This is a genomic window from Actinoplanes sp. NPDC023714, from assembly GCF_040639855.1.
In the GTDB taxonomy this organism is placed as follows: Bacteria; Actinomycetota; Actinomycetes; order Mycobacteriales; family Micromonosporaceae; genus Actinoplanes.
On sequence record NZ_JBFAAR010000002.1, the window covers coordinates 645400 to 664333 of the forward strand.

The window sequence follows — 18934 nt, forward strand, 5'->3', positions numbered from 1 at the left end:
ATACAGGCGTACGAAGGTGGTTGGGGATGGCGGCGCTGAGCGCGGAGGATCTGACGGGCATCGAGACTGCCCTGGCGGCCGGCCGCAAGCCGAAAGTGCAGTTCACCGAGGCGGCGGGGCAGATCGCCGGGCAGATCGGCCAGGTGGTGGCGCTGACCGACCGGTCCGCGTCGGACGAGTTCGTCGTGGTGCGGTTCGGCCGCGACGAGCTGCCGTTCTCCCCCGGCGATCTGCGGATCGCGCCGCGGGGTGCCACGGCACCGGTGAAGAAGGCGGCGCCGCCGCCCGCCGAGCCGGCGCTCCCGCCCGGCCCGGCACTCATGATCGACAAACCGGTGCCCCCGCCGCGCGCCGCTGCCACCGCCCCGCCTCCCGCGCAGGACAAGGAAGGTGACAAGGACGTGACGGCAGCTCCCGCACCGCGCAAGGCGGCGGCGAAACCGGCGAAGGCCAAACCGGGTCCCACCCTGACGGTCACGCTGGCCTACGGCGACGGCGAGTGGACCGTTGCCGCCAATCAGGGTGCCAAGGCCCTGGCCCGGCCCTACGTGATCCGGCCCGCCGAGGCGCTGAAGATCGTCGCCCTGGTCGACGTGCCGGGCGTGCAGGAGGCCGTCGACCTGATCATGACGGCGGAGCGGGCCGAGGCGCAGGCCCAGGCCGAGCGGCTGCGCGCCGAGCTCGCCGAAGTGGAGGCCCGGCTGGCCGAATTGTCCTGAGTCTCAGTGGAAATACTTGAGCCCGGCCACGCCCGCGATCACCAGCATCAGGCAGAGCATCCGCGGGAGGTTGGCCGGCTCGCCCAGCGCCACCATGCCGACCAGGGCGGTGCCGACCGCGCCGATGCCCACCCACACGGCGTACCCGGTTCCGACCGGGATGGTGCGCAGGGCGTATCCGAGGCCGACCATGCTGAGCACGACGGCGACGCCGAAGACGACGCTGGGCACCAGCCTGGTGAAACCGGCGGACCGCTCCAGGGCGATCGCCCACACGGTCTCGAGCACACCGGAGATGATCAGGACGATCCAGGCCATGACGACTCACCTCGACGGCGGTCGTCTTGTCAGGCCGGGTACGACACGCAACTCGTCCGGGACGCCGCGTGCTCGCGCCGTCGTCGTCGAGCCTATCCCGGCCGGGCCGCGGCGGCTCGCGCCGGTGCCTTTTCTCACCGCCTTTAAAGATCAACTTCCGGTCGTGGCGGGGTGGGTGGCACCGGCCGTCGCTCCCGCCGAGGGCGCGGCGTGGGCCCGCCGGCCGCTGGCGCGTCCGGACCGCGAGCCTGACCGCCGCGCGGCCTGCGGGAGTGGTTGCGCCCCTCTGCTGTCAGTCCCCGGTCCCGGCTTTCGCTTCTTCTGTGCCTTCTGCGCCGGTGCCCGTCTCCGACCGTGCCCGCCGATCGGTTGAGACTCGGGGGCTCGCACGCCGCCCGGTCCGGGTCGTCTCTCACGGGCTGTGCGGCACGGCCCCGGGCGGCGGGGTTTCAGTGGGGGGATGCGGTGCGGTCCACGGCGGGGAGGGTGATGAGCGTGCGGCGGTCACGGGGACCGGGGGTGCTGCGGTGATCCGGCGGCGGTCGTGGCCCCGGGATCCTCAGCTGGCGGTCGAGGCGTTGCGGGCGGAGCTGCCGGGGTGGCACGTCAGTCACAACCGGGGACGGTTCCGGGCGACGCTGGACCGCGGGGTGGGGCGGTCGACGATCGAGGCGCCGGACGCGTCGGCGGTGGCGGTGACGATCGACGCGCTGTTCGAGGAGGCCGACCTGCCGGGGCACCGCCCGGACCGGAACGGGTTGCGGTAGGCGGTGCGGGCGGGGTCGGTGGGGGCGGGTGGAATCGGGGCGGTACGGCGTACCCGGCCTCGGGGTGACCCGGCGCCCGGCTTGCGCGATCATGATGCGGCGGCGCGGCAGCGACCGCCGTGATCGAGTGACGCGGAGCGTGCGTGAAGGAACAGAGCGTGACCGGGCGGCCGGTCATGACGCCGGGACTGATCTTCCTGTTCGCGGTGGCGGCCGGCGCGGCGGTCGGGAACCTGTACTGGGCGCAGCCCCTGCTCGAGTTCATCGCCGCCGACCTGGGCACCGCGACGGCGGGCTGGCTCGTCACGGCCACCCAGCTCGGGTACGCCGCCGGGATCATGCTGATCGTGCCGCTCGGGGACGTGCTGGACCGGCGGCGGCTGATCCCGGTCGTGATGCTGTGCGCCGCCGTGACGCTCGCCGCGTGCGCGGTCGCCCCCGGGTTCGGGCTGCTGCTCGCCGCGATCACGGTCCTCGGGATCACCACCGTGTCCGGGCAGATCCTGGTGCCGCTGGCCGGTGATCTCGCCGAGCCGGACCGCCGCGGCCGGGTCGTCGGCGCGGTCGGCTCGGGCATCCTCACCGGCATCCTGGCGTCCCGGACGATCAGCGGCCTGGTGGCCGGCGCGGCCGGGTGGCGGACCGTGTACGCGGCCGCCGCGGTGCTGACCGTGCTGGTGACGGCGCTGCTGTACGCCAGGATCCCGGTGCTGCCGGCCAAGGCGCGCCTGCCCTACCCGCGGCTGATCGCCTCGGTGGTGGTGGTCGCCGCCCGCAACGCGACCGTGCGGTGGACGCTGCTGATCTCCGGGATCCAGTTCGCGATCTTCACGATGTTCTGGACGGCGCTGACGTTCCTGCTCAGCGGACCGCCGTTCGGCTACAGCGTCACGGTGATCGGGTTGTTCGGCCTGGCCGGGCTGACCGGGGCCGGTCGCGGCGCAGCGGGCCGGCCGGCTGCACGACCGGGGCTGGTCGGTGCGCGCCGTCGGGGTCGCCTGGCTGGCGATGCTGGCGTCGTTCGTGCTGGCGTACGCGGCCGGCCGCAGCGCCGTGCTGCTGCTGGTCGTCATCGTGCTGCTCGACGTCGCCGCGCAGACCGCCGGCATCCTCAACCAGGCGCGGATCTTCGAGGTGTCGCACGAGGCCCGCAGCCGGCTGAACACCGCGTACGTGACCGGCAACTTCCTCGGCGGCGCGGCCGGGTCGGCGGCCGCGACGGTGCTGTGGCAGGCGGGTGGCTGGCACGCGGTGAGCCTGGCCGGGATCGGGATGAGCCTGGTCGCGCTGCTGATCTGGGTGACGCGGATCCGGCATTTCGCGGGGTGAGGGTTCGGTTTTTCGCTGGCTGGAGGCTTCCGGACCGGGCATGCGATCATGGCGGCCCTATGGAAGCGACGACTACCTGGCGGGCGCCGCGGATCTGGCGTCTCCTGCTCGCCATCTCCCCGTACGTGGTGGCCCCGCTCTGCCGGCTGCGGGTCTCCGGCGACGTGCCCGCCGCGCTGCGCGAGGGCCCGGTCGTGCTGGCGGCCAACCACGTCAGCCCGTTCGACCCGGCCGTGCTCGTCGCCGCCTGCCACCGGATCGGGCTCACCCCGCGGATCATGGCGACCGGCGGGGTGTTCCGGGCGCCGGTGGTGGGGTCGATCATGCGGCGGAGCGGGCACATCCGGGTCGACCGCAACACCGCCACCGCGGCGGACGCGCTGACCGACGCGGCGAAGGCGCTCGGCGAGGGGTCGATGGTGCTGGTCTACCCGGAGGGCCGGATCGGGCTCGACCCGTGGATGTGGCCCGAGCGCGGCAAGACCGGCGTGGCGCGGATGGCGGAGATGTCCGGCGCCCCGGTGCTGCCGGTCGCGCAGTGGGGCACGCACGCGGTCATCCCGTACGAGGCCCCGAAGCGGCTCGGCCGCGCCCTGATCACGGCGATGCTGCGCCGGCCCGTCGTGCACGTCCGCTTCGGATCACCGGTGGACCTGTCCGGGGTCAGCGGCGCGCCCGGCGCCCGGGCCATGCAGGCCACCCGGCTGATCATGACCGGGATCGATCAGACGCTGGCGCCGCTGCGGGCCGGCGAGATGCGGGAGCCGAGGGTGGCCGACACGAGCCGGCCGCACGACATGTCGCGGGTTCGCCGCCCTCTCTAGGAGGCGCTTCCGTAGTCGTTGCTCTTGTCCCGGTAGAGCGTCACCGGGCCGAGCACCTCGATCCACACCCGCGGGCCGTCGACGCGCAGATAGGAATCGGTCCAGGCGACGCGGGTCTGGTCGTACTCGGCCTGATAGCCGCCGAGCAGCCGGCCGGCCGCCGTCGCGTCGAGGTCCCCGGTCTGCGCCGCGATCAGGGCGGTCACCTTCGCCCGGGCGGCGTCGCCGAGCTCCGAGACGAGCAGCCCCTCCGGCGGCGGATAGGCGGTGGCGTCCTGGCCGGGGCCCTTCACCAGGTCGTCGGAGACGCCGGTGCTCAGCTGCGCGGCCACCCTCTCCTGCTCGCTGAGCGCGGCGAGCACGTCCGTGGCGAGCCGAGCCTCGGACTGATCGTTCCCGGTCAGGCTGGGCGTCATGCTGACCTGGTCGCCGCGGTAGGTGAGGTTGCGGGCCAGATGGGTGCCGCCGAACTGGACGGCGAACGGCCCGGCCGCCGACGGGGTGCCGTAGACGGCCAGGTGCGCGTCGGCCGGGAGGGCCGCGGTGACCTGCGCGTACCCGGGGTCGCTGAGCGCCGCGGCGAGCACCACCAGGGCGGCGGCGCGCTGCACCCCGCTCAGGTCGGCGAACGCGATGCCCGGGCGCGGCACCTGTGTCGCCGGATGATCGGACCAGGTCCGGCGTGCCCGGTCGTCGCCGAGGTCCCGGACGACCTGGGCGCGCTGGTTGGCGCCGAGCACGCCGAGGAAGCCGGTGACCGCCTGCGCCACGGCGGCGCTGTTCGCCCCGCCCGGTCCGCTGCCCGCGTCGTCGAGGGCGGCGACGGCCGGGGGCGCGGAGCTGCGGGTCACCACGGGTGCGGGCGGCGTCGTGGTCTGGTCGGCGGAGCTGCAGCCCGCCGCGGCGGCCGCGGCCAGCAGGGCGAGGGTCAGGCCTGTGCGCATCCGGACCTCCGGGACGATTGAGGATCAAAACCCCATTACGGTACGGGGAAATGTCGTACCGCCGTGTCAGCATCCAGGCATGTTGCACGGACGAATCGTGGCGGAGAGCCTGACCGCCGAGACGGTGCTGGTCTTTCCCGACCTGCGGCTGACCCGGTTGCAGCGGGTCCGCGTGACCCCGGGGCCGGGGCAGCCGGGCGCGTGGACGCTGATCGACGTGGCCGCGCCGGAGGAGACCGCCGACTCCCTGGCCGAGGCCCTCAGCGGCGCGCTCGCCACCGAGGGCGGGTGGTATGCCGACTTCCGCGTCGGCGGTGATCACGTGGTGGTCTTCGCCGGCCGGATCTTCCGCTACCGGGTGGGCGACGAGGCCGGCCGGCAGCGGGCCGTCGACCACGGGCTCAGCGTCGGCGTCCCGGCCGATCAGCTGGATTGGAGCGACTTCTCGAACGCGAGCTGATTGTAGGGCGAGTCGCTGTAATCGGCGGCCTCGCGATAACCGCTGCGCCGATAGAGGGCGATCGCCTCGGTCAGGGCCGTGTGGGTGCCGAGCCGGACCGTGGTGACGCCGTCCGCGGCCGCACCCCGCTCCAGGCGCTCGAGCAGCAGCCGGCCCAGGCCGAGCCCGCGCGCCTCCGGGGCGACCCACAGGTGGCGGATCTCGGCGACGTCCGGCGCCAGGTGGGTCCACAGCCCGCAGCCGACCGGGATGCCGTCCTCGCAGGCCAGCAACTGCTCGCCGGTCACCTCGGCGGGCGGGGTCAGGGCGGCCGCGTCGTACCCCTCCGGGAACCGCTCGCCGAGCTCGGCGGCATAGCGGCGCAGGCACGCCCGGGCCTGCTCGGCCGCGCCCGGCACGCGCTCGACGGTGACCGTGGCGAGCCGCAGCAGCCGGTGGATCTGCCGCTGCGCGGCCAGCAGCTGATCCCGCTGCGCGTCGTCGAGGCCGTCCAGCAGCCCGGCGATCCGCTCCCGGGACCGGTCGTCGAGGTCGGCACGCTCGGCCCGGCCCGCCGCCGTGAGCGTGGCGACCCGGACCCGGCCGTCGCCGGGGTGCACGCCGACGGTCACCAGGCCCTGATCCTCCAGGGCGCGCAGCAGCCGGCTCAGATATCCGGAGTCGAGGCCGAGCCGGGCGCGCAGGTCCCGCAGGTCGCCGCCGTCGCCGATCTCGAACAGCAGCCGGGCCTGGCCGAGCGGGCGGTCCTGGCCGAGGTACTGATCGGTGAGCAGGCCGAGGCGACGGGTGTAGTAGCGGTTGAAGTCGCGGACCTGCTCGATCTGCTCGGCCTCCATGCACTCCGATGGTAGTGAGGTTCTCTGACCGGGGTCAGAGGTTTTCTCCGCGGTGGCTCATCCGATGCGCAGGAGGCCGGGTGGTGCGGGACGCGGTAGGTTGACGGTGTCGGCCCACAGCGCGGTGAGGTGTCAGCCATGGCGAACAAGCGGTGGAACGATCTGAGCCCGGCCCAGCGGCGTACCGCCGTGGCGGTGGGCGTGGTGGAGACGGTCCTGAAGGTGGCGATGGCCGTCGACCTGAAGCGCCGCCCGCCGGAGAAGGTGCGCGGCCCGAAGTGGCTGTGGGGAACGGCCACGCTGGTCAACTCGGCCGGTGTCATCCCGGTCGCGTACTTCCTGTTCGGCCGGGTGAAATGATCCGCCCGGTCCGGAACCGTGCTCGGCGCTGAGCCGGGCGGTCACTCCGGCTGGCGCTGGCGCTGCCGCAGGTAGGCGAGGACGGCCTCGCGGGTGGTCCGCACCCCGAAGAGCTGGCGGGCCTCGGCGATCCGGCGGTTCGCGGTGCGCAGTGACAGGAACTCGGCGGCCGCGGCGGCCGCTATCGTGTCGCCGGAGGCGAGCCGGTCGAGCAGGGCGCGCTGTTCGGGGATGAGGCTGGCGATCACGTCGCCGCCCCCGCTGCTGCCGTTGCCGTCGCTGTCCTGGTTGACCGGGCCGAGCCGGGTCAGGTCGTCGACCAGGGCCCGGCCGGCGACCGACTCGGCGTCGACGACGGCGACCACGCCGGCGCCGCGGGCCGCCGCGAGGACGGCGAGCTGGGCGGTCTCCAGATCGTCGTCGGCGATCCGGCCGTGCAGGATCAGGCGGGAGCCACCGACGTCCCACGACGGGTCGGGCAGTGCGAAACCGGACCGCACCGTCCAGCCCTCGCGGGCCAGGCGGCGCAGAACCGTGTCGGCCTCGGCCGAGGAGGCGACTACGTGGCGTGGAGCGTCGGGCTGTTTGGTCACCGGCCATCCTCGCTGGTTTCGAAGGGTTCGGTCCGCGCCCCCGGCGCGGCGAAGGCCAGGGCGGCAGCCTCGGTACGGGTGCGGGCGCCGAGTTTGCGCATGCTCGCGCGGATGTGGGTGTCGACGGTCTCGGCGGAGATGCCCAGCTGCCCGGCGATACGGCGGGTCGGCTCGCCGTCGGCGACCAGCCGCAGCACGTCGAGCTCGCGCTGGGTGAGCCGGCCGTGCGAGCGCGGGCTGCGGGTGTCCCGGTGGATCTGGTGCCGGCGCAGCCCGCGGCGGGCCCGGCCGGCGAGCACGGTCAGCCCGGCCCGGTCGGCGAGCTGCTCGGCCTGCAGCAGCGCGGCGACGGCCCGGTCCCGGTCGTTCTCGGTCAGCCCGGCCGCGAGCAGGCACCGGATCTGCTCGCGCAACGCCACCGGCCGCCACCCGTCGGCCGCCGCGGCGAAACCGTTGCCGAGAACCCAGGCGGTCAGCGTCCGGCGGGCCGGACCCGGCAGCCCGACCGGGATCTCGGTCGAGCCGGGCACCCCCAGATCGTGCGCCGCCCACTGCCCGGTGATCGCGTGCAGCCCGGCCAGCAGCCCGGCCGGCGCGTGCGCGGTCGGCGCGTGCGCGGGAGCCTGGACCGCGCGGTCCGGCTGCCCGTCGAGCCAGGCGACCTCCCGCGCCACCCACGCGGCGGCCGGATGAAGCGCCACCCCGGACGGCGCTGATCCGGGCCGGCCGGAAGCGGCGTCACCGATGGCCGGGCGATCCGAGCCCAGGCCAGCGCCGGCGGGCGGACGATCCGGTTCCAGGCCGGCGACGGCGCCGGTGGCCGGGCGATGCGCGTCCAGGCCGGCGAAGGTGCCGGTGGCGGCGGTCCGCCGGCCCTCGTGGGAGGCGCCCGCTCCTAAGGCGTCCGCCGGTGGGGTGTCCGGGCGGGCCGCCCGGTTGGGGTGGGCGGGCTCGAGACCGGCCCGGGCCAGGCGGGCGCGGGCGGCGGCGAGCAGGCCGGTGTCCGCTTCGATCAGGGCGGTGGCGGCGGTCGCGTACGCGAGGGCCTCGGTCGGCACCGCCCGGTCGGTGAGGTTGGCGGCGCGGCGGAGTACGCCCTCGGCGCCGTCCCAGGCCGGCTCGTCCATGACCGGTGAAGCCGCGTCCCCGGCCGGTTCGTCGCTGGCCGGTTCGTTCCCGGCCCGACCGCGGGAGGCCGAGTCCAGAAAGGACAGAACCTCGGCGGAACCGGGGTCGGCGATCGGGGTGGGAGTGACCGCTGCCGCCGGGCCGGTGGCGACCAGGGCGCCGAAGTCGGCGCCGCCGGGGTCCGGGCGCTCCGAGGCCGGCGCCGGGGTGGTCGGGGCGAGGCCCAGTTCGTGGCCGTGCAGGGCGAGGGCCCAGTCGGCGGCGGCGAGGAAGCGGGTCTGCCAGCCGTAGGCGAGTGCCTCCCCCGCCGGCGCCGCCGCCCGGGTGGCGGCCTGCGCTGACTCCAGGAGGCGGCCGTCGGCGGCCAGGTGTTCGACGAGCAGCCAGGCGCTCCAGCGCGTGATCAGCGGATCCGCGGCCGGGCCGAAGGCGGCCTCGGACAGCGACTCCTCCCAGCCGGGCAGGCGGTGGGTGGCCTGGACGGCGGCGAGGGCGGCGGCTATGCCGGGCAGCGGGTGCGGGTGGCGTACGGCGATCTTGTCGGCCAGGTCGAGGGCGGCCATCGGTTCGAGGGTGAGGGTGGCGAGGAGCAGGACGCGGTCGCGGGCGGCGACGACCGGAGGGCCGGCGGTGTCCGGGACGGGGCGGACCGCTTCGCGGGCGGCGGCCGGGTCGCCGGCCTGGAGCAGGGCCTCGCCGCGCAGGACGGCGGCCTCCAGGGCCAGGGTGGTGGCGGTCGGCGGGACCGGGGCGAGCGGGCGGAGCACCGCGGCGGCGTCGAGCGGGCGGCCGGCGGCGAGGGCGGCGTCGGCGGCGGCGAGGCGCACGCGCGGGTCGGCGGGGACGTCGAGGGCGCAGGCGAAGAGCAGCAGCGCGGCGCGTTCGCCGCCGGTGGCGCGGTCGGCGGCGGCGAGGGCGCGGCGGTACGCCCCGGCGGTGTCCCCGGCGGCCGCCAGGTGCCGGGCCGACTCGGCCGGCGGGGTGAGCTCGGCGAGCCGGGCGTGCAGGTCGGCGCGGGCGGCCGCGTCGAGCAGGCCGGCCGCGGTCTCCGCGACGTAGCCGGAGACGGGCAGCAGCGAGCCGCCCGGCTCGGCCGTGACCAGGCCGGCGGCGAGCAGGTCGGCGGCGCCGGTGCCGAGCAGCTCGGCCCGGGCCGGCCGGCCGAGCAGGCCGAGCGCGGCCAGCGCCGTGCGGGCGGGACGCGGGAGGTCGGCGAGGGCGGCCGCCACGGCGTACGCAATCTGGTCGATGTCCTCCCCGACGGGCGCGCGACCGGCGGCAGCCTGCCGGGCCAGCGCGATGATCGCCAGGGGGTTGCCGCCGGCGCGGGCGAGCACGGCCGCCACCGCAGCGTCGTCCAGGCCACCGGCGGTCGAGCGGGCCAGCCCGGCCGCGGCGGACGCGGCGAGCGGCGGGATCGGCAGCCAGGCGGTGGCGGCGGCGCGCAGCTCATCGAGGGCGAGCCGGTTCGGCGTACGCAGGGCCACCAGGACCCGGCAGGATCGCGCGAGATGCGGCAGCGCCGCGAGCGTCGCGGCATCGGCATGCTGCAGGTCGTCGATGACCAGCAGGCCACCGCGGACCCGGGAGCGCACCGCCTCGGCGAGCAGATGGACGTCGTCGCCGGGCAGCCGGGCCCGCACGGCGCGGGAGAGGGCGAGCGCCGGCACGGCGGAGAGCATCGCGAGGCCGCCGCCGAGATGGGCGGGACCGGGCACCGCGGCGGCGATCCGGCGCAGGAGGGTGGTGCGGCCGCAGCCGGGCGGACCGGTGAGCACGACGAGCGCCGGCCCCTGGCGCAGAACGGTACGGGCGGCCAGCTCGGGCTCGTCCGCCACCTGCGCCCCACCTCCAGATCGAACCACCGGCAAACCGAACACCCGCCTACTGAATCACTGGCACGAACACGGGATCCCGACCCGACCATCGGGTCCGTAGGCTGCTGAGGACAAGCGAGCTAGGTGAGAGGCCCCTTCGTGACTGCGACATCCCCGGTACGCCCATTGTCGCCGACGGTGCGGCCGGCTGACGAGTCGTGGTGACCGGACCCCTCACCAGCGGGATCGCGACTCTCTGTCACGAGCTGGTCACAAAAATGTCCTCCGAGGCGGGTGGCCAGGTACAACAGATCGGCAACCGTCTTGACGATCCGTTACGGGTGGCGATCGCGGGTCGCCTGAAAGCCGGAAAGTCGACACTAGTCAACGCCCTGATCGGCCGCCGCGTCGCCCCCACCGCGGCCGGCGAGTGCACCCGGGTGGTCACCCGGTTCCGGTACGGCCCGGCCGACCGGATCGACGTGGTCACCCGCGACGGCGAGCGGCGCAGCCTGCCCCTCGACGAGGACGGCATGGTCCCGTCCCGGCTCGGCGTGCCGGCCGCGCGGGTCGCCTGCGTCGACGTCACGCTCACCACCGACCGGCTGCGCGACCTCACCGTGGTCGACACCCCCGGGCTCGCCTCCACCGACGTGGCCAGCAGCGAGCGCGCCGAGCAGGTCGTCGGCATCGACCCGGACTCGGCCGGCGAGGTCGCCGCCGCCGAGGCCGTCATCTACGTGTTCACCCAGGCGGTGCGCGCCGACGACCGGGCCGCGCTGGAGGCGTTCCACACCGCGTCGGCGAACCTCGCGACCAGCCCGATCAACGCGATCGGGGTGCTCGGAAAGGTCGACACGCTGACCGGCGGCGCCGGCGATCCGTGGCCGGTGGCCGGTCCGCTCGCCGCCCAGCAGGCCGGGCTGCTGGCCCGCACGGTCGGTGACGTGGTGCCGGTCGGCGCGCTGCTCGCCGAGACCGCCGAGGCGGGCCGGCTGACCGCCGCCGACCGGGACGCCCTGGCCGCGCTCGCCGCCCTGCCGGCCGCCACCCTGACCCTGCTGCTCACCTCGGCCGACCTCTTCCGCAGCCGGCCCGCGCCGATCGGCACGGCGCAGCGGGAGCGTCTGCTGAACCGCCTCGATCTGTACGGGGTCGGCTTCGCCTGTGCCCAGCTGGCCGCCGAGCCCCGGCTCGGCACCGGCGAGCTCACCCGGCGGCTGCTCGCGGCGTCCGGGTTCCCCCGGCTGCGCGACACCGTGGACCGCACGTTCCGCTGGCGCTCGGACGCGATCAAGGCGGGCTGGGCGCTGACCCGGCTGCAGCGGCTCGCCGGGTTCACCGCCGGCCCGCGGGACCGGGCCACGCTGCGCGACGCGCTCGAAGCGGCGCTGCGCGACCCCGCCTACCACCGGCTGCGGCTGCTCGACGCGGCGCAGCGGGCCGCGACCGGGGTGGTGCCGCTGCCGCCGGCCTGGGAGCAGGAGCTGGTCCGGCTCGCCACCTCCGACGACCCGCGCTGGATCCTCGGGCTGCCCGAGGCCGACGCCGGCGCGCTGCGAGCCGCGGCGATCGCGGCGGCCGGCCGGTGGCGGACCTACGCGGTCGACGGCGCCGGACCGGCGCAGGCCCGGCTCGCCCAGGTCGCCGCCCGCGGCTTCCACCTGATGGCGCAGGAGGTGACGTCGTGCAGGACCTGACCGTCGTGCTCGACACCGCCGTCCGGGACACCCTGGCCTACCTGCGCACTGCCGACCCGGACGCCGCCGCCGACCTGGCCGACCTGCGCCGGGCGCACCTGACCCGGCCCGGGGTGGTCGTCGTCGGCGAGACCAAGCGCGGCAAGAGCAGCCTGGTCAACGCGCTGCTCGGGGTGCCCGGCCTGTCCCCGGTCGACGCCGCGGTGACCACCGCGGCGTACCTCGACTTCGTGCCCGGCGACGCGGTCGCGATGCGGGCCTGGCTGCCCGGCGGCGACGAGATCGTCATCGACGACCTGAGCGAGTGGGCCACCGGCCGGCAGCGGGCCCGGCGCATCGAGGTCACCCACCCGGCGCCGCTGCTGCGCTACCTGAGCCTGCTCGACACCCCGGGCGCCGGCGGACTCGACCCGGCGCACGCCACGATCGCCCTGGCCGCGGTCCGGCGGGCCACCGCGCTGCTGTTCGTGGCCGACGCGTCCGCCCCGCTGTCCCGCCCGGAGCTGGACTTCCTGGCCGCCGCGACCGAGCGCGTCGACGCCGTCGTCTTCGCCCTCACCAAGATCGACGCGTATCCGCAGTGGCGGGCCATCGCCGACGACAACCGGGAACTGCTGCGCGCGCACGCCCCGCGGTTCGCCGCGGCACCCTGGTTCCCGGTCTCCGCCCGGCTCGCCGAGCTGGCGCTGACCGGCGGCCCCGCCGAACTGGCCGAGGAGTCGCGGATCCCGGCGCTGCAGCACGCCCTCGTCGAGCTCGCCGGCCGCGGCCACCAGCTGCGGCTGGCCAACGTGCTGCGGGCCGCCCGCGGCGACCTGGCCCGGCTGCGCGACAACGCCGAGGAGCGGGTCCGGGCCGCCGCCACCGACCCGGCCGGGCAGGCCGCGGCCCGGGAGGAGCGCAACGCCCTCGCGGCCCGCAAGCGCACCGAGTCCCGGCAGGCCACCCTGCGGCTCGGCACCGAGATCCAGCGGGCCCGGATCGCCACCGTCGGGCACCTGCGCACCCGGATCGGCGAGGCCCAGCACGAGCTCGCCGAACGCATCGACACGACCGGCACCGACGGCCTGCCCGACGACGTCGACACCCGGCTGCAGGCGATCGCCGCCGACGTCTCCGAACTCCTGGAGGACACCTCCCGGCAGATCGCCGAGCAGATCCTGGTCGACACCGGCCGGGTCACCGTGGCGCTGCGGCACACCGTCACCACCACCCCGCCGCGCGGCGGCGCCGGCGACAACGTGCTCATCGCGCTCTCGGCCGGCGGCATCGCGCTGGTCGCCGGCCGGGCCGGGGCGCTCGGCATCGCGGCCCTCGGCGGCGCCGGCGGGCTGCTGCTGCCGTTCGCCGGGATCGGTTTGGGGCTGGCCGCCGGCGGATACGTGCTCTACCGCCGCAAGGTGCACCAGGACCGCAGGCAGGCGCAGACCTGGCTGCGCGACGTGCTCGGCGAGGCCCGCGCCGCGCTCACCGACGAGATCAGCCAGCGGTTCACCGACCTGCAGTACACCCTGTCGGTGGCCCTCGACGACACCATCGAACGCCGGCTCAAGGAGATCGACGCGCAGATCGCGGAGATCGACGCGGCCGCGGCCGAGGACGCCGCCGGCCGGGCCAGGCGCCGGGCCGCCGCCCAGCAGGACCGCGACGCCGCCGCCACCCGGCTGCGGCAGGCGGACGAGGCGCTCGCCCGCGCCCGGGCACTGACACCCACGCCGATCGACGACGACCGGGAGACGACGCGATGACCGACCACTGGGACGACTTCGACTTCGACGACGACCACCACGACGTCCCGGATGTCCCCGATGTGCCGGACGATCATCATGCCGATCTGGACTTCGACGACTACGGGCAGCAGGATTTCCACAGCGTTGTCGACGATCAGCCGGAGTTGCCGGATGAGAACGACATTTCCGACATGTCGGAAATGTCGGCTGATGACCTCTTCCCGCCCGCCCTCGACCTCGGTGACCTGCCCGAACCCGTCGACGGCTTCCCCTGGATCGACACCGCCACCCTCGGCACCCCGGACCCCGTCGGCTTCACCGCCCCGCTCGACCCGGTCACCCCCGACGAGCTCGCCGCCTACGCCCACACCGGCCAGCCCGCCGACTGGTCCGCCCTCGCCGCGTCCGACGACCCGGCCACCAGCGCCCTGGCCCGCTGGTGGACTCCGGATGAACAGTGATCCAGCTCTCCCCATGACGCCCGCCGGGTGACATCATGTGCGCGCACAAAATCAACACCTGGGAGCGCACGTGACCGTCACAACGACAGCGGGCAGGCGGGAACGCACCGGCTGGTACTTCTACGACTGGGCCAACTCGGCGTTCTCCACCACGGTCATCACCGTCTTCCTCGGACCGTTCCTGACCACGGTCACCGAGATGGCGGCCGGCTGCGCGATCGACGCCGACGAGTGCGAGGGCACCGTCCACCCGCTGGGCATCCCGGTCGCGGCCGGCTCCTACTACGCGTACCTGGTGTCGCTGTCGGTGCTGCTCACCGTGTTCGTGCTGCCGGTCATGGGCGCGATCGCCGACCGGGCGCCGCGCAAGAAGCCGCTGCTGGCCGGTGCCGCCTTCCTCGGCGCGGCCGCCACCATCGGCATCGGGTTCGTCACCGGCGACCAGTACCTGCTCGGCGGCCTGCTGTTCCTGATCGCCAACATCGCGTTCGGCGCCGCGATCGTGGTCTACAACTCGTTCCTGCCGCAGCTGGCCGGCCCCGACGACCGGGACCGGATCTCCAGCCGCGGCTGGGCGATCGGCTACCTCGGCGGCGGCCTGCTGCTGCTGCTCAACCTGGTCGCGGTGACCATGCTCAGCGAGGAGGGCAACCCGCAGCGCACCCTCGACATCGCCCGCTGGTCGATCGTGTCGGCCGGCGTCTGGTGGGCGGCGTTCACCGTCGTACCCCTGCTCTGGCTCAAAGAACACCCCGGCCGGGAGAGCACGACCGAAAAGGGCAACGTGCTCACCGACGGTTTCAAGCAGCTCGGGCACACCATCAAGGCGATGCGGGCCTACCCGCTCACGCTGTTCTTCCTCGGCGCCTACCTGATCTACAACGACGGCATCCAGACCGTCATCGCGCTGGCCAGCCAGTTCGGCACCGAGGAACTCAAGCTCGAGCAGTCGGATCTGATCATCACGATCCTGATCGTGCAGTTCCTGGCGTTCGGCGGCGCGCTGCTGCTCGGCGCCCTCGCGAACCGGATCGGCGCCCGCAAGACGATTCTGATCAGCCTGGCACTGTGGCTCGGCGTGGTCACCGCCGCCTACTGGCTGCCGGAGGGCGAACCGCTGCCGTTCATGCTGCTCGGCGCCGGCATCGGCCTGGTCATGGGCGGCAGCCAGGCGCTGTCCCGCAGCCTGTTCTCGCAACTGATCCCTTCCGGTCGCGAGGGCGAGTACTACGGCTTCTACGAGATCAGCGACAAGGGCACCAGCTGGCTCGGCCCGCTCTTCTTCGGCCTGATCTTCCAGCTCACCAACAGCTACCGCACCGGCATCATCTCGCTGATGGTGTTCTTCCTGGTCGGCGGCGTCCTGCTGGCGTTCGTGCCGCTGCGGCGGGCCATCACCGCGGTCGGCAACACACCCCCCAGACTGCTCTGATGAACATCGTCATCGACCCGGCCTCCCCGGTGCCGCCCTACGAGCAGGTCCGGCTGCGGATCGCCGCGCTGGCGGCCGCCGGGGACCTTCCGGCGGGCACGAAGCTTCCCCCGGTGCGCCAGCTCGCGACCGATTTGAATCTCGCCGCGAACACCGTGGCCCGCGCCTACCGCGAACTCGAGCAGGCCGGTCTCGTCGAGACCCGGGGCCGCGCCGGCACGGTGATCACGTCGCGAGCTGCCGGGACGTCGGTGCTCGCCCAGCAGGCTGCCGCGGCTTACGCCGCACAGACCCGGGCGTTGGGCATTCCGTCCGACCAGGCCATAGCGCTGGTCAAGGCCGCTTTGGACCATTGAGTACGAGCGGAGCACCGTGCCGACGGTTTGACCGGCGGCGGGCTCGTCGCGTTCTCCGCTTCCTGCTTCCGTCACCTGCCGGATGCTTCCCTTACCTGCGGATGCTTCCCTCACCTCTCGGATGCTTCCGTCACCTGCCGGTGCTTCCGTCACCCGCCGAAGAGGAGGCTCAGCACCAGGAAGATGAGGGCCGCGGCCGAACCCGCCGCCAGCGTCCCGGCCAGGAGAGCCGAGCGGACCGAGCGCGCGACGGCGATCGCGATCAGCCAGGAGACCAGCATGTACCCGAGCCAGAGCGGCGCGCCGGCGACCAGGCCGATCGTCAGCATCGCCTCCGAGCCGAGGCACCAGGACCGCTCACCGCAGTCCCGCCCGCCGGTGAGGATCTCCGACTCGACGACCAGCGTCACCGCCGTGACGACGATGCACCAGGCCAGCGCCACGAGCACCGCCGCATCGGTCCGCGCTCGCTGATCGGTATCGGTCTCCTCCGCCATGCCGGCCCCTCTCCCCCGCGAGTCCTCAGTGTGCCATCGACGGGGCTCGCTGCCGAGCGGCCGGAAAATGTCGGTGGGCCGGTCTAGGTTGTCGGCATGTTCACCGACGATTGGAGGGACTGGTGAGCGTGCGTCGTCTGCTGGTGCCGGGCCGGGGTGTCGCCCATCCGGAGCACTGGTCGTGGGAGTGGGTGCGGCGACGATCCGGCTACGCGTGGGCACCCGAGCCGCCGGGCCCGCCCTACGAGCCGGAGCCGCGGGTGGCCGCCCTGCAGGCGGTGCTCGCGGCGAGCCCCGATCCGGCCGTGCTGATCGCGCACAGCGCCGGGTGCCTCACCGTGGCGTACTGGGCGGAGCGGCACACCGGCCCGGTCCAGGCCGCGCTGCTGGTCACCCCGCCGTTCGTCGGTGACATGGCGGTGCCCCGCCGGCCGCTGCCGTTCCGCACCGTGGTGGTGGCGAGCCGGACCGACCCGCACGCGACGTTCGAGCAGGCCGAGGAGTGGGCCCGGGCCTGGGGCGCCGAGGTGGTCGACGCCGGCCCGGTGGGCCACCTCGACTCGAAGACCGGCTTCGGGCCGTGGCCGCGGGGCGAGCGCCTGGTGGAGGCGCTGTGCGGGGGTGAGCCTCTCTAAGGGCCGGAGAAGGGGCGGCCGCGCAGCACCAGGATGTGCCAGAGGTACTTGATCTGCTGGAGCCGTCCGGGGTCGCCGGCCGCGGCACGGGCCGCCCGGCCGATGACCTCGGCGTCGAGGACCGGGCGGCGGTACCGCTCGGCGATCTCCCGGGCCAGCGGCGGAACGTCCGGTCCGCGCAGGTCGGCCGGGAACTCGGCGGCCGGCAGCGCGAACCCGGCGTGCCACCGGACCGGGAGGCCGAGCGAGGCCAGGTGCGCCGCGGTGTCCGTACCCATGAAGGAGGGGTCGGCCACGACGGCCGTGACGTGCGCACGCAGCGCGAGCCCGCCGTGCAGCTGGGCCTCGACGTAGTCGTCGAGCGTCCGCCCGCAGGCGAGCGCCCCGATCGGGTCGGTCGTGCCCGGCCGCGCGCCGTCGCCGAGTGCCGGATCGATGGGGCCCGGCCGCGCGCGGTTGCCGAGCGCCGGATCGGTCGTGCCCGGCCGCGCGCCGTCGGCGGCCGTCGGGACGCGGCCTGAGCCACCACTTGAGCCACTACCCGGAGCGCCGGCCGAGGCCCGGCGCGCGGCCACGGCGGCCTCCCACTCCGCGGGCGACGAGGCGCGGACGCCGAGCGCCTCGCCACCGCCGATGACCTGGTCGTGCAGGGCGCGCCGGATCGCGCCGAAGGCGTCGGCGGTGCCGACCACGGACGGCTGCGGGTGGCTGTCGCCGTGGCAGAACGTCGCGCGCCGCAGGGTGCCGGGCTCGAGCACGAGATGGCAGCTGCCGAACCGGGGCGCGGCGCCGTCCGGGTGCCCGGCCAGGTTCAGCGCGCCGTAGATCGGCCGGCCCTCGACGCCGGAGTACGCGCCGCCGAACATCCGGTGCTCCCAGCGGTCCCGGTCCCCGCCCGGGTAGGCGAGCAGCCCGCCGTTGGAGATCCGCGTCTCGAACTGGCTGCGGTAGACGCCCTCGCCGGCCAGGCACGCGGCGACCGTGCGGCCGTCGGCGAGCAGCCGGTCGGGGTGGAAGTTCACGGTGATCGGGGCGTCCGGGACGGTCCCGGGCATGCCGAGCGCGCGGACGTGCCGCAGCGCGGCGGTGGCAGCCGGGGAGATCATCCGCCCAGTCGATCACGCAGGACGGCCGGGCCGCCAGGGCCCGGCCGTTCATCGCACGCTGTCACTTCGCGGAGATCGTGCCCGTCGCCAGCAGCACCAGCAGCAGCGAGCCGAGCGCCACCCGGTAGAAGATGAAGATGCTGTAGGAGTGCTTCGAGACGAACTTGAGCAGCCAGGTCACCGACGCGTAGGCGACCACGAACGACACCACCGTCGCGACGATCGTGTTCGTCCAGCCGACGCCGTTGGCGATCCGGTCCGCCTCGCCGACGCCCTGCAGGATGGACGCGCCGGTCAGCGCCGGGATCGACAGGAAGAACGACAGCTTCGTGACGGTCACCCGGTCGAGGTCGCGCAGCAGGCCCGCCGACATCGTCGCGCCGGAGCGGGAGATGCCGGGGATCAGCGCCATGCACTGCACGGTGCCGATGATCAGCGTGTCCTTCCAGGTGACGTCCTTCTCGTTGCGCACCTGGGTGGCGGCGTGGTCGGCGAACGCCATCACACCACTCCACAGGATGAGCGCGCCGGCCACGAACCAGAGGCTGCGCAGCGTCGTCTCGATGGCGTCCTTGAACAGCAGCGCCGCGATCACGATAGGGATCGAGCCGAGCAGCACGGCCCAGCCGAACCGGAAGTCGGCGTGCTCCCGGTGCTCCTTGTTGAACAGCCCCCGGAAGAACGCCGGCACCACCCGGGCGATGTCCTTGCGCAGGAACAGGATGGTGGCGAGCACCGCGCCCGACTGGATGATCACCGTGAAGGCGGTGATGTCCGGGTCGTCGATGGTGTGCCCGAACAGTTTCTCCAGGATCGTCAGGTGACCCGTGCTGGACACCGGAAGGAATTCGGTGACACCCTCGACCGCGCCGAGGATCACCGCTTCCACGATGCTCATATCCGAACTCAAAATATCCCGCTT

The 18934-nt window shown here is 74.4% G+C and carries 19 protein-coding genes, 1 pseudogene and 1 riboswitch; of the genes and pseudogenes, 12 read left to right on the forward strand and 8 right to left on the reverse strand.

Annotation, left to right across the window (positions count from 1 at the left end; translation table 11 throughout):
• The first annotated feature begins 26 nt into the window (after positions 1–26).
• Positions 27–719, forward strand: coding sequence for a hypothetical protein (locus AB0G10_RS10895; RefSeq protein WP_360918635.1), 693 nt, complete (start codon positions 27–29; stop codon positions 717–719).
• 3 nt (positions 720–722) lie between these two features.
• Here the strand turns inward: AB0G10_RS10895 and AB0G10_RS10900 are convergent, their stop codons facing one another.
• Positions 723–1037 (reverse strand): SMR family transporter, encoded by a 315-nt coding sequence (locus AB0G10_RS10900; RefSeq protein WP_360918637.1) that lies wholly within the window; start codon positions 1035–1037, stop codon positions 723–725.
• Positions 1038–1051: 14 nt separating this feature from the next.
• A riboswitch (guanidine-III (ykkC-III) riboswitch) is annotated at positions 1052–1121 on the reverse strand.
• Positions 1122–1564: 443 nt separating this feature from the next.
• Between AB0G10_RS10900 and AB0G10_RS10905 the strand changes: the two genes are divergently transcribed.
• The 3 genes and pseudogenes from AB0G10_RS10905 (at position 1565) to AB0G10_RS10915 (ending at position 3957) form a co-directional block, all read left to right on the forward strand.
• Complete coding sequence (locus tag AB0G10_RS10905) at positions 1565–1804, forward strand: hypothetical protein (RefSeq protein WP_360918639.1); 240 nt, start codon at positions 1565–1567, stop codon at positions 1802–1804.
• Between the two features lie 176 nt (positions 1805–1980).
• A pseudogene (locus AB0G10_RS10910) lies at positions 1981–2745 on the forward strand (MFS transporter); the annotation flags it as partial.
• A 447-nt stretch (positions 2746–3192) separates the two neighbouring features.
• A complete protein-coding gene (locus tag AB0G10_RS10915) occupies positions 3193–3957 on the forward strand; it encodes a lysophospholipid acyltransferase family protein (RefSeq protein WP_360920685.1) in 765 nt (254 codons plus the stop codon).
• On the opposite strand, the gene AB0G10_RS10920 is transcribed toward AB0G10_RS10915, so the two are convergent.
• The gene (locus tag AB0G10_RS10920) at positions 3954–4901 is read right to left on the reverse strand and encodes a DUF3500 domain-containing protein (protein WP_360918640.1); all 948 of its coding nucleotides are present in this window, start codon (positions 4899–4901) and stop codon (positions 3954–3956) included. The two genes, AB0G10_RS10915 and AB0G10_RS10920, sit on opposite strands and share 4 nt — an antisense overlap.
• 79 nt (positions 4902–4980) lie before the next feature.
• On the opposite strand from AB0G10_RS10920, the gene AB0G10_RS10925 reads away from it, so the two are divergent.
• Entirely contained in the window at positions 4981–5361 is a 381-nt protein-coding gene (locus AB0G10_RS10925; RefSeq protein ID WP_360918642.1) for a hypothetical protein, read from the forward strand.
• On the opposite strand, the gene AB0G10_RS10930 is transcribed toward AB0G10_RS10925, so the two are convergent.
• On the reverse strand, positions 5325–6197 hold the full coding sequence (locus AB0G10_RS10930; protein WP_360918644.1) for a MarR family winged helix-turn-helix transcriptional regulator: 873 nt from the start codon (positions 6195–6197) through the stop codon (positions 5325–5327). The genes AB0G10_RS10925 and AB0G10_RS10930 overlap by 37 nt on opposite strands.
• A 138-nt stretch (positions 6198–6335) precedes the next feature.
• On the opposite strand from AB0G10_RS10930, the gene AB0G10_RS10935 reads away from it, so the two are divergent.
• Positions 6336–6557, forward strand: a complete 222-nt coding sequence (locus AB0G10_RS10935; protein WP_360918646.1) for a hypothetical protein — start codon at positions 6336–6338, stop codon at positions 6555–6557.
• Positions 6558–6598: 41 nt separating this feature from the next.
• Here AB0G10_RS10935 and AB0G10_RS10940 read toward each other — a convergent pair whose 3' ends face one another.
• Positions 6599–7150, reverse strand: a complete 552-nt coding sequence (locus AB0G10_RS10940) for a LuxR family transcriptional regulator (protein ID WP_360918648.1) — start codon at positions 7148–7150, stop codon at positions 6599–6601.
• Positions 7147–10116, reverse strand: a complete 2970-nt coding sequence (locus AB0G10_RS10945; protein WP_360918649.1) for a LuxR C-terminal-related transcriptional regulator — start codon at positions 10114–10116, stop codon at positions 7147–7149. The genes AB0G10_RS10940 and AB0G10_RS10945 overlap by 4 nt, the downstream gene beginning before the upstream one ends.
• Positions 10117–10316: 200 nt before the next feature.
• Between AB0G10_RS10945 and AB0G10_RS10950 the strand changes: the two genes are divergently transcribed.
• The 5 genes from AB0G10_RS10950 to AB0G10_RS10970 all read left to right on the forward strand — a co-directional run bounded on the left by AB0G10_RS10950 (position 10317) and on the right by AB0G10_RS10970 (position 15774).
• Entirely contained in the window at positions 10317–11795 is a 1479-nt protein-coding gene (locus AB0G10_RS10950) for a dynamin family protein (RefSeq protein WP_360918651.1), read from the forward strand.
• Positions 11783–13543: a dynamin family protein gene (locus AB0G10_RS10955; RefSeq protein WP_360918653.1), complete on the forward strand. Its 1761-nt coding sequence runs from the start codon at positions 11783–11785 to the stop codon at positions 13541–13543. Before AB0G10_RS10950 ends, AB0G10_RS10955 begins: the two co-directional genes overlap by 13 nt.
• A complete protein-coding gene (locus tag AB0G10_RS10960) occupies positions 13540–13986 on the forward strand; it encodes a hypothetical protein (protein ID WP_360918654.1) in 447 nt (148 codons plus the stop codon). Before AB0G10_RS10955 ends, AB0G10_RS10960 begins: the two co-directional genes overlap by 4 nt.
• A 70-nt stretch (positions 13987–14056) precedes the next feature.
• Entirely contained in the window at positions 14057–15418 is a 1362-nt protein-coding gene (locus AB0G10_RS10965) for an MFS transporter (protein ID WP_360918656.1), read from the forward strand.
• Complete coding sequence (locus AB0G10_RS10970) at positions 15418–15774, forward strand: GntR family transcriptional regulator (RefSeq protein ID WP_360918658.1); 357 nt, start codon at positions 15418–15420, stop codon at positions 15772–15774. The genes AB0G10_RS10965 and AB0G10_RS10970 overlap by 1 nt, the downstream gene beginning before the upstream one ends.
• Before the next feature lie 149 nt (positions 15775–15923).
• Here the strand turns inward: AB0G10_RS10970 and AB0G10_RS10975 are convergent, their stop codons facing one another.
• Entirely contained in the window at positions 15924–16271 is a 348-nt protein-coding gene (locus AB0G10_RS10975) for a hypothetical protein (protein ID WP_360918660.1), read from the reverse strand.
• Between the two features lie 122 nt (positions 16272–16393).
• On the opposite strand from AB0G10_RS10975, the gene AB0G10_RS10980 reads away from it, so the two are divergent.
• On the forward strand, positions 16394–16906 hold the full coding sequence (locus AB0G10_RS10980) for an alpha/beta hydrolase (protein WP_360918661.1): 513 nt from the start codon (positions 16394–16396) through the stop codon (positions 16904–16906).
• On the opposite strand, the gene AB0G10_RS10985 is transcribed toward AB0G10_RS10980, so the two are convergent.
• Together AB0G10_RS10985 and AB0G10_RS10990 are read right to left on the reverse strand one after the other, a co-directional pair.
• Positions 16903–18012, reverse strand: coding sequence for a DUF3626 domain-containing protein (locus AB0G10_RS10985; RefSeq protein WP_360918663.1), 1110 nt, complete (start codon positions 18010–18012; stop codon positions 16903–16905). The two genes, AB0G10_RS10980 and AB0G10_RS10985, sit on opposite strands and share 4 nt — an antisense overlap.
• A 61-nt stretch (positions 18013–18073) precedes the next feature.
• Positions 18074–18910, reverse strand: coding sequence for an undecaprenyl-diphosphate phosphatase (locus AB0G10_RS10990; RefSeq protein WP_360918665.1), 837 nt, complete (start codon positions 18908–18910; stop codon positions 18074–18076).
• Positions 18911–18934 lie beyond the last annotated feature (24 nt).